Origin of the sequence: Enhygromyxa salina (assembly GCF_002994615.1) — a bacterium.
Taxonomy (GTDB): Bacteria; Myxococcota_A; Polyangia; order Nannocystales; family Nannocystaceae; genus Plesiocystis; species Plesiocystis salina_A.
This window is the reverse complement of record NZ_PVNK01000104.1, coordinates 1-8,776: the sequence shown is the minus strand read 5'-3', so window position 1 is coordinate 8,776 and position 8,776 is coordinate 1. Positions and strand designations below refer to the sequence as shown.

At 68.3% G+C, this 8,776-nt stretch carries 6 protein-coding genes and 1 pseudogene; 4 read left to right on the top strand and 3 right to left on the bottom strand.

The annotated features are described in order from the left end of the window. Positions 1-601: 601 nt before the first annotated feature. Positions 602-1,834, top strand: coding sequence for an RtcB family protein (locus ENSA5_RS09110; RefSeq protein ID WP_106391243.1), 1,233 nt, complete (start codon positions 602-604; stop codon positions 1,832-1,834). Positions 1,835-1,909: 75 nt separating this feature from the next. Then, on the top strand, positions 1,910-2,962 hold the full coding sequence (gene rtcA, locus ENSA5_RS09105; protein WP_106391242.1) for an RNA 3'-terminal phosphate cyclase: 1,053 nt from the start codon (positions 1,910-1,912) through the stop codon (positions 2,960-2,962). A 102-nt stretch (positions 2,963-3,064) separates the two neighbouring features. On the opposite strand, the gene ENSA5_RS09100 is transcribed toward rtcA, so the two are convergent. Next, positions 3,065-5,344 (bottom strand): type VI secretion system Vgr family protein, encoded by a 2,280-nt coding sequence (locus tag ENSA5_RS09100; RefSeq protein ID WP_106391241.1) that lies wholly within the window; start codon positions 5,342-5,344, stop codon positions 3,065-3,067. 447 nt (positions 5,345-5,791) lie between these two features. Here ENSA5_RS09100 and ENSA5_RS09095 point away from each other — a divergent pair, with 447 nt between their 5' ends. Both ENSA5_RS09095 and ENSA5_RS09090 read left to right on the top strand, forming a co-directional pair. Next, entirely contained in the window at positions 5,792-6,163 is a 372-nt protein-coding gene (locus ENSA5_RS09095; RefSeq protein WP_106391240.1) for a group I truncated hemoglobin, read from the top strand. Then, complete coding sequence (locus ENSA5_RS09090) at positions 6,160-6,390, top strand: hypothetical protein (RefSeq protein ID WP_181197551.1); 231 nt, start codon at positions 6,160-6,162, stop codon at positions 6,388-6,390. Before ENSA5_RS09095 ends, ENSA5_RS09090 begins: the two co-directional genes overlap by 4 nt. A 77-nt stretch (positions 6,391-6,467) precedes the next feature. On the opposite strand, the gene ENSA5_RS09085 is transcribed toward ENSA5_RS09090, so the two are convergent. Further along, entirely contained in the window at positions 6,468-8,078 is a 1,611-nt protein-coding gene (locus tag ENSA5_RS09085; protein ID WP_106391238.1) for a hypothetical protein, read from the bottom strand. Positions 8,079-8,402: 324 nt separating this feature from the next. Next, positions 8,403-8,776 (bottom strand): annotated as a pseudogene (locus ENSA5_RS37300) (hypothetical protein); the annotation flags it as partial.

Genomic DNA, 8,776 nt, shown 5'->3' with positions numbered 1-8,776 from the left:
GCGCGACCAAGAGCCTTCTGCACCCCAGATGGAGAGGCGACGCCCCGAACTCGGACCTCCTGCGGCCCAGCGCGGACCCACAGCGGAGACGACAGAGCCTCACCAACAAGTCCGAGCGCCCCTGCGCGAAACCCGAAAAAGACTTCAGGCACGCAGCGCGACCCAAACCGCGAGCGCCGCCTGCTGACCGCGCCAAGAAGGCGCCCAACGGCCCAAAGCGGGCTCACCCCCGCAAAGAGCAGAGCGCATGAAAGGCCGCAGGAGGTCCGAGTTCGGGGTATCGCCGTACGAAAAGCACCTTCGACGCGGGACCGACCGACATGGTGATGCGCGACCAAGAGCCTTCTGCACCCCAGATGGAGAGGCGACGCCCCGAACTCGGACCTCCTGCGGCCCAGCGCGGACCCACAGCGGAGACGACAGAGCCTCACCAACAAGTCCGAGCGCCCCTGCGCGAAACCCGAAAAAGACGATGCCATCATATAAACCCACGATAAATACAGATAGATTAATCCACCCAACATCCATCTACCTCATTGATTTCATTAGGTTTTCAGTGAGAACATCGCCCGGAACGAGTCCTGCGATACCCCCCCGCGCCATGACGACCACGAACTACGAAGTCGACAACCTCGAGGGTGCGGTTCCGATCAAGCGCTGGACCAAAGGAGTCCCGGTCGAGGACGCCGCGCTTCGCCAGCTCGCCAACACCGCGCGCCTGCCCTTCATCCACAAGTGGGTCGCGGCGATGCCCGACGTTCACTGGGGCATGGGCGCGACCGTCGGCTCGGTGATCCCGACCAAGGGCGCGATCGTGCCGGCCGCGGTCGGCGTCGACCTCGGCTGCGGGATGATGGCGGTCGAGACCTCGCTGCGCGCCGAGGAGCTGCCCGACACCCTCGGCCCCGTCCGCGCGGCGATCGAGCGGGCGGTCCCCCATGGCCGCAGCAACGGCGGGCGTCGCCGTGACCGCGGCGCCTGGGGAGACGTGCCCGGCCGGGTCGGCGCGCGGTGGACGAGCGAGCTCGCGGCGCGCTTCTCGGTGATCACCGACAAGCACCCCAAGATCGCCAGCTCCAACAACATCGTGCACCTCGGGACCCTCGGGACCGGCAACCACTTCATCGAGCTGTGCCTCGACGAGCGTGACCACGTCTGGGTGATGCTCCACTCCGGCTCGCGCGGGGTCGGCAACCGGATCGGCTCGTACTTCATCCGCCTCGCCCGCGAGGAGATGCAGCGGTGGTTCATCAACCTGCCCGATCAGAACCTCGCCTACTTCCCCGAGGGCACCGAGCACTTCGACGACTACGTCGAGGCCGTCGGCTGGGCCCAGGACTTCGCCCGGATCAACCGCGAGCTGATGATGGCCGCGGCCCTGCGCGCGCTCGAGGACGCGCCCGGCATGCGTCCGTTCACGACCGACGCGATGGCCGTGAACTGCCACCACAACTACGTGGCCCGCGAGCGCCACTTCGGCGCCAAGGTCTGGGTGACCCGCAAGGGGGCCGTGCGCGCGGGCGAGGGCGAGCTCGGCATCATCCCGGGCAGCATGGGCGCGAAGTCCTTCATCGTCCGGGGCAAGGGCAACGCCGACAGCTTCTGCTCGTGCAGCCACGGCGCGGGCCGGGCGATGTCGCGGACCGAGGCGCGCAAGCGCTTCACCGTGCAGGACCACGCCGAGGCGACCAAGCACGTCGAGTGCCGCAAGGACGAGGGCGTGATCGATGAGACCCCGGCCGCCTACAAGCCGATCGAGGCCGTGATGGCCGCCCAGGCCGACCTCGTCGAGGTCGCGCATGTCCTTCGCCAGGTCGTCTGCGTGAAGGGCTGAACCCCGAGCCCCGCGCGCTGGCCGTCGCCAGCGCGCGGGGAAGACTATGCATTGATTGTCTGGAGGAGAGCGAGCATGAGCACCGAGTCGAGCGCGATCATCATCGACGGATCCGAAGGAGAGGGCGGGGGCCAGATCCTCCGGACCTCGCTGGCCCTCGCGGCCGTGACGGGCCGACCCCTGCGGATCGTCAACATTCGTGGCCGACGCAACAAGCCCGGGCTCCTGCGCCAGCACCTCACGGCCGTGCGCGCGATCGGGGCCGTGACCGCCGCGCAGCTGCGCGGGGCCGAGCTGCGCTCGAGCGAGCTCGAGTTCACTCCGGGTCCCGTGAGCCACGGCGAGCAGGTGTTCGCCGTCGGGACCGCGGGCAGCGCGACGCTGGTGTTTCAGACCGTGCTGTGGCCGCTGATCGTCGCGCCCGGGCGCTCGCGGATCGTGTTCGAGGGCGGGACCCACAACCCGATGGCGCCCCCCTTCGAGTTCCTGACCCGGGTGTTCCTCCCGCACATGCGCCGCCTCGGCCTGGTCATCGAGGTCAAGCTCGAGCAGGCCGGGTTCTATCCGGCCGGCGGCGGCCGCTTCGTGGTCGAGCTCGAGGGCGGTCGCGCGCCCGCGCCGGTCGAGCTCACGCGGCGCGGCGAGCTGCGCGAGCGCGAGGCCCTGGCCCTGATCGCGAACTTGCCCGCGCGCGTGGCCAAGCGCGAGCTCGGGGTCGTCAGGCGCGAGCTCGGCTGGTCGCGGGACGAATGCCGGGTCGTCGAGCTCGAAGGCCGCGGGCCCGGCAACGCGCTGTGCCTGATCGTCGAGGCCGAGGCCGGCGCCGAGCTCGTGACCGGGTTCGGGACCAAGGGCGCCCGCGCCGAGCTGGTCGCCGAGCAGGCCTGCGCCGAGCTGCGTCGGTGGCTCGACGCCGAGGTGCCGGTCGGCGAGCACCTCGCCGATCAGCTGTTGATCCCGATGGCCCTCGCCGCGCGAGGCGGGCACGCGTCGGTGTTCGTGACCACGCCGCCGAGCAGGCACACTCGGACCAACGCGGAGATCATCAGCCGCTTCTTGCCGGTCGAGTTCGTGTTTGAGGCGCTCGACGAGCGGCGCACGCAGGTCCGCGCGAAGCTGCGTGGTTGAGGCCCCGCTGCGACCGCGCCGTGGTCGTACTGCAAGTTTTGGCGACAAAGCCATCGGCGAAAAGGCCAAGCGAGGCGGCGCGAGGCATTGCACCCCGGGCTGCTAGTTGTTCGCAATCTTCGCGCCCTTGACGCTGACCTTGCCCGAGCCCTTGACGTCGATCTTCCCGCCGGAGATCGCAATGTCGCCGCTCTTCTTGAGCACGATCTTCGCGCTCCCACACTTGATCGTGAGCTCGTCGGCGGCCTCGATCAGCGCCTTGGCCTTGCCGCTGACCGAGATGTCCTTGGTCGAGCTGATCGTCAGGGCGTCGTCGCTGGTGATGCCCAGGGCCTTGCCCGTCGAGATCTGACCGGCCTCGCCGGCCTTGATGATCAGCTCTTTGCCGACCTCGACGCTCTTGGTGTCGCCGACGGTCTCGCTGCTCTTGCCGCCGACGGCCATCGCCATCGCCCCACCCACCTCGACGCCGACGGCCCCGCCGACGCTGGCGTTGAGCGCTCCGCCGACGCTGACCTGCATCGCGGCGGCGACGGTCACGGTCTTGCTGGCGCCGACGGTCTCGCTCGCGTTGTTGGCGATCGTCTCGGTCCGGTTGTTGGCGATCGTCTCGCTGTGGTTGTTGCCGATCGTCACGCGCTGGTCGTTGACGACCGTGACGCTCATGTTGTGGTTGATCGTCTCGCTGTGATCGTTGCCGATCGTGATGGTCTCGTCGTTGTCGACCTTGATGACCTCGTCGTGCTTGACGTGCTTCTTGCGATCGTTGACGACCTCGAGCGACTCGTCGTGGCCGACGGTCTGGTGCTTGTCGTTCTCGACCGCGATCGTCCAGTCCTTCTGGGCGTGGATGTAGATCTCTTCGCCGCCCGCGGCGTCCTCGAAGCGCAGCTCGTTGCTGCCGTCGCCGCCCGGCGAGGAGTTGGTCTTGACCCCGCTTTGGGTCTTGTTGTCGGGCAGCGAGTAGGGCGGCGAGTTGGCGCCGTTGTAGACGCAGCCGGTGATCAGCGGGCGGTCGGGGTTGCCCTCGAGGAAGTCGACGACGACCTCCATGCCGACGCGGGGGATGAACTGCGCGCCCCAGGCCGGCCCGGCCCAGCGCTGAGCGACGCGGACCCAGCACGAGGAGGTGTCGTCGTAGGGGGGCTTTTCGTCCCAGTAGAACTGAACCGAGACCCGACCGAACTCGTCGACGTGGATCTCTTCGCCGCCGGGGCCGGTCACGATCGCGGTCTGGGGCCCGCGGACGTGGGGCTTGGGCGTGAGCGGCGGCGGGCGGAGCTCGATGCTCGCGGGCACGCACTCGAACATGTTGCTGTAGCCCCCGTGCACGTCGCTGTGCGACTCGAGCGAAGGCAGCGCGGACGGGTCGTGGCCCTCGTGCTCAACCCGAATCAAGATCAGCTCCTCGGCGACGGGCTCGAGCACGTGGCCGTCGGCGTTGAACTTGAGCCCGGCGTGGAAGCTGGTCACGTTGCTGCGGCCGTAGCCGCGCGCGCCGGGCTGCGCGAGCGCGGCCTTGTGGTCGCCCGCGCGGTCCGAGAGATCGTCGCTGAAGAAGCGTCGGCCGCCGTGGAGGTAGACCCGGCGCGTGCGCCCGTGGGCGTCGGGCGTGTCGGTCTCGCTGTCGAGCAGCGAGGTTGGGGCTTGCCAGTCGAAGTCGCGGCGCAGGACCCCCGTGCTCGTGACTCGGCGTCGCCACTCGATCGCCTGGATCGACTCCACGTCCGCCTCGGACGGGTTGAGGGCGATCAGCGGAAACAGGTCGCTGCCGTCGATGTTGGCGCTCGAGCCGAGCTGCTCGGGCGCGTCGATGAGCTCGAGCAGCTCGGCGCTCGCGCCATCGTCGTGGACGAAGGTGTAGGAGATTCCCTCCTCTTCGAGCAGGCGCTCGACGAAGGCGAGGTTCGACTCGCGATACTGCGCGCAGTACTCGCGGACCTCGGCGCCGCGGCTGACCGAGCCTGGGGTGTACTCGCGCCCGTAGACGGCGAGCTCCTCGGCGAGGACCTGGTCGATGATGTCGAGCACGCTCAGGGCCTGGAACATCCGGGTGTGAATCTGCTGTCCGAGCAGCGCGAGCGCGGGGCGGATCGTGAGGCGCAGCAGCAGGCTGTCGCCCGACACGCCGAGCCAGTCGATCGCCGTGATCACGCCGAAGACCGAGCGCATGAGCTCATCGCGCACGAGGTTGAGCTGCGCGTCGTGACCGAGGAGCTCCTCGAACGCGTAGTCGAGCTCGGTGGTCACGATGTCGGCCGTGATCGTGTAGGGTTCGGACACCGCCTCGGTCATGTGAAACCGGTACACGCGAACGTCGGACGGCAGGGTCCCGTTGGCGCTCTCGATCTCGTAGCCGAGCGTCGGCAGCTTGTCCGGCATCAGCCGATGATGGCACAGGGCCGCGGGAGGGGGTTGAGGTCGGTGCTAGACGGTTGCTGTGGGCCTGTGCGCGCCTTCCGACAGTCACGAGGAGCGGGAGTGATGTCCGCGAAGGACCGCAGAGATCTTCCTGGCGCTCGGTGGCGCGGTCTGTCCACATGGTTGGAATGCGCGCGCGCGACCCGAACGCGCGGACGGGGAGTGTGACGAATGCGCGGCGCAAATGTGCACGGTCGGTGGGGCGCCCTGGCGATTCACTTCGATGGACGCACCGGGGCCTCCCAGCGTCAGGTGGGAGTGGTCTTTCGACCAGTCAACTCGTCTTCGGATCACCCGACAAAACGCCCGCAAGGGTCCACGAATGCCACTTTGGGGCCAAATGTCGCGGCAATTATGTGCTTGGATTCGCGATGCAAATGGGCGTAGTGTAGAGGGGAGGCTGACGAAGTGACTGAAGCAACTCTGTACGAGCGACTCGGGGGCGAAGCGGCGATCACCGCGACGGTCGGCATGTTCTACGACCGCATCATGAGCGACGAGTCGCTCAACCCCTTCTTCGCCGACCTCGACATGGACAAGCAGATCAACAAGCAGATCGCGTTCATGACCATGGCCTTCGGCGGGCCCCACGACTACACCGGCGAGGATATGCGGACGGCCCACGCGCGGCTGCTCAGCCGCGGCCTCGCCGTCGAGCACTTTCAGGCCGTCGCCAATCACCTCCAAGCTACCCTCGAGACCCTCTCGGTTCCCTCTGATCTCATTGAAGAGGTCATGAGGATCGTTGGTTCGACCAAGGCGGAGGTCTTGAACGAATGATGGCTGCAACCCAACCCACGCTGCGCAGCCGGCCGCAGTTCCTCGACGAGCCGACCTTCGACGAGGTCGTGTTCGGCGAGGGCGAGACCGAGCAGCGCTTCGGCTTTCAGGAGTTTCGCGACTTGCCGCTGCGCAACCGCGTCCACCTGCTGCTCAGCAAGCTGCCGAAGTTCTACCTCGGGGGCGCCGAGATCTCGCGGGCCGAAGCCATGCGCTTCAAGGGCTAGCAGCCCGGGCTGCTAGCCCGAGTCTCCCCCAGCAGCCGGCGGTGGCGCCAGCAGCCGGGGGCGGTGGCGCCTTCGGCTCAGCTGACGGTCAGCGGGCGGCCTCGCATCAGCGAGCCCTCGTCGGTCCCGTCGAAGCCAACCCGGACGTAGATGAGCTCGGACCCCGGGGCGAGGGTCTTGCCTGATAGGCGCACGGTCACGAAGGTGTCCTCGGGGTTCTCGAGGAAGCGGTCCTTGGGCTTGATCTTGCGGTCCTTGACGGGATCCACGCCTGCGGGCAGGCGAAACTCTGGCAGCAGCGCGACGCGCTTCTTGCCGCGGATCTCGAAGCTCGCCTGGCCCTGGTTCGTGCCCTCGATCGCGACGGACTCGAGCTCGATCAGGCCCTTGTCGAGGGCGTCGCCGTGGACCTCGATCTGGAGGCCAGTCTCGGCCGGCCCGCCGACGCTGACCGCGTTGAGGGCGATCTCGAAGTGTCCGCCGGCCGGGAAGCTCCAGGCGTCGTTGGGTTGCTGGGGGTTGAGGCTCAGGCGCGGAGCCTGGGTGATGATGCGGGTGCGCGAGTCGAGGGGCTGGCCGTTGGCGCCGGTCGGCTCGTTGGGCTGCTCGATCTCGGCTTCGGCGATCTCGGCCGCGTGGGCCTCGCCCGGCGGCGGAACGCTGGTGAGATCGAGCTCGGTGAGCGACCAGGCGCCGGCATCGGACGCGACCCCGCGCAGGACCTTGTCGGCGACCGCGAGCAGGAACCCGGTCCCCTCGGGGTTCGGGCGCAGCTGGACTTGGGACGGCCCGGCAGCGAAGGCGTCGCCGAGCTCGAGCTCGGCCTCGGGCGCGAGCTCGGAGTCGAGGATCAGCAGCTTGCGATCCTCGACGAGCGCGAACACGCGCGAGCCGGCCAGCGCCAGGGGACCGATCTTCTTGGCCGTGAACAGGCGGTGGGCGAGGAGCTTGCCGTCGTCAGCGAACTCGCAGATCACCGCCTGGCCGTCGGGCTTGCAGGTCGCAACCAACACCCCGCGGGAGGTCGCGGTCGCGGCCACGGTCGTGCCCTTCTCTTGCGGCGTGCGCAGCACACAGGCGAAGCCCTCGGGGGGCTGCTTTGGCCCGGGCCGACGCAAGACCCCGACCACGGCGCTCGCGGTGTCGTAGACGGTGTAGGCGTGGGGGTTGGCGTTGACCTGGATGAGGTCGGGATCGGTCGCCCAGCGGGTCTTGCGGCTCCACGGCGCCTTCTCCCACAGGAGGTTCTCGGGCCAGTCGACCTTCTTGGGCTTGTCGTTCTCGTACTCGTGTTCCCACTTGCCCTTGGGATCCGCGGGCGGGCTGCCGAGCACGATCGAGGTCAGCGCTCGGGCCTTGGTTCCGGTCACGTAGGCCGCGAACACGCGCTGGCCATCGGCTGGCGCGAGCGCGCTGATGTCCCAGGGGAACTTGAGCGTGTCACCCTTGGCCTCGCCGAGCGGCGCGCGGACGAGCTTGCGCTCCGCGTCGACCGTGAACGCGAGCTCGACCCCGGCGTTGACGGCCAGGGGACGGATCCGCGCGAACCCGGCCTTGCCCTTCTTGGGCGGCAGCTGCCCGCCGAGCTGGTCGGCGGCGAGGATCAGTTGAACCTCGTCGTCCCGGTGGATGCTCAGACCCGCGGGACCGACCACGACGTGGGTCTTGCCGTCGGTCCACACGCTCATGCGTTCCCTCGTCGATCCCTGCTGTCGGCCATGTCTTGGACCCTTGTCGCGGGCCGGTCGCCGCCAGCGCCGCTCGACGCAGTCATAGCACGGGTGCGGTCGAGGTGGTGAGCCGAGCTGCTAGCAGCCCGGGGTGCAATGCCTCGCGCCGCCTCGCGCCGGAATTTTCGCCGAGGGCTTTGTCGCCAAAACTTGCAGTACGCCCGGTACAGCGGCGTTTTGGCTTCGCGCCCTCGGCGAACATTCCGGCGCGAGGCGACACGATGAGTCAAGCGCCGCGCGCTCGACTCAGGCCTTCTCGTCTTCAAGGGGCTTGATTTGGGGTTAGAGCTCGACGTCGTCGAGATCGAGGACGTCGAGCTCCCCGTCGTCGAGCGCGAGGTCGACGTCGTCGAGGTCCTCCAAATCGCCCAGGTCTTCGCCCAGCTCATCAGCCAGCTCGTCGAGCTCACTGCTCTCGTCGGGCTCCGGGAGGGCAGGGGCGCTCGCGTCTGCGTCGGACGACTCGAGGGCGAGGTCGTCGATCTCGTCGATCTCGTCGATCTCGTCGATCTCGTCGATCTCGTCGATCTCGTCGATCTCGTCGATCTCGTCGATCTCGTCGATCTCTACCAGGCCCTCGGCCTCGGGTGACACCGCGTCCCCAGGCTCTTGGGTGGGGGGGAGCTCGACCGGCTCTTGGGCCTGCTCGTCGGGGG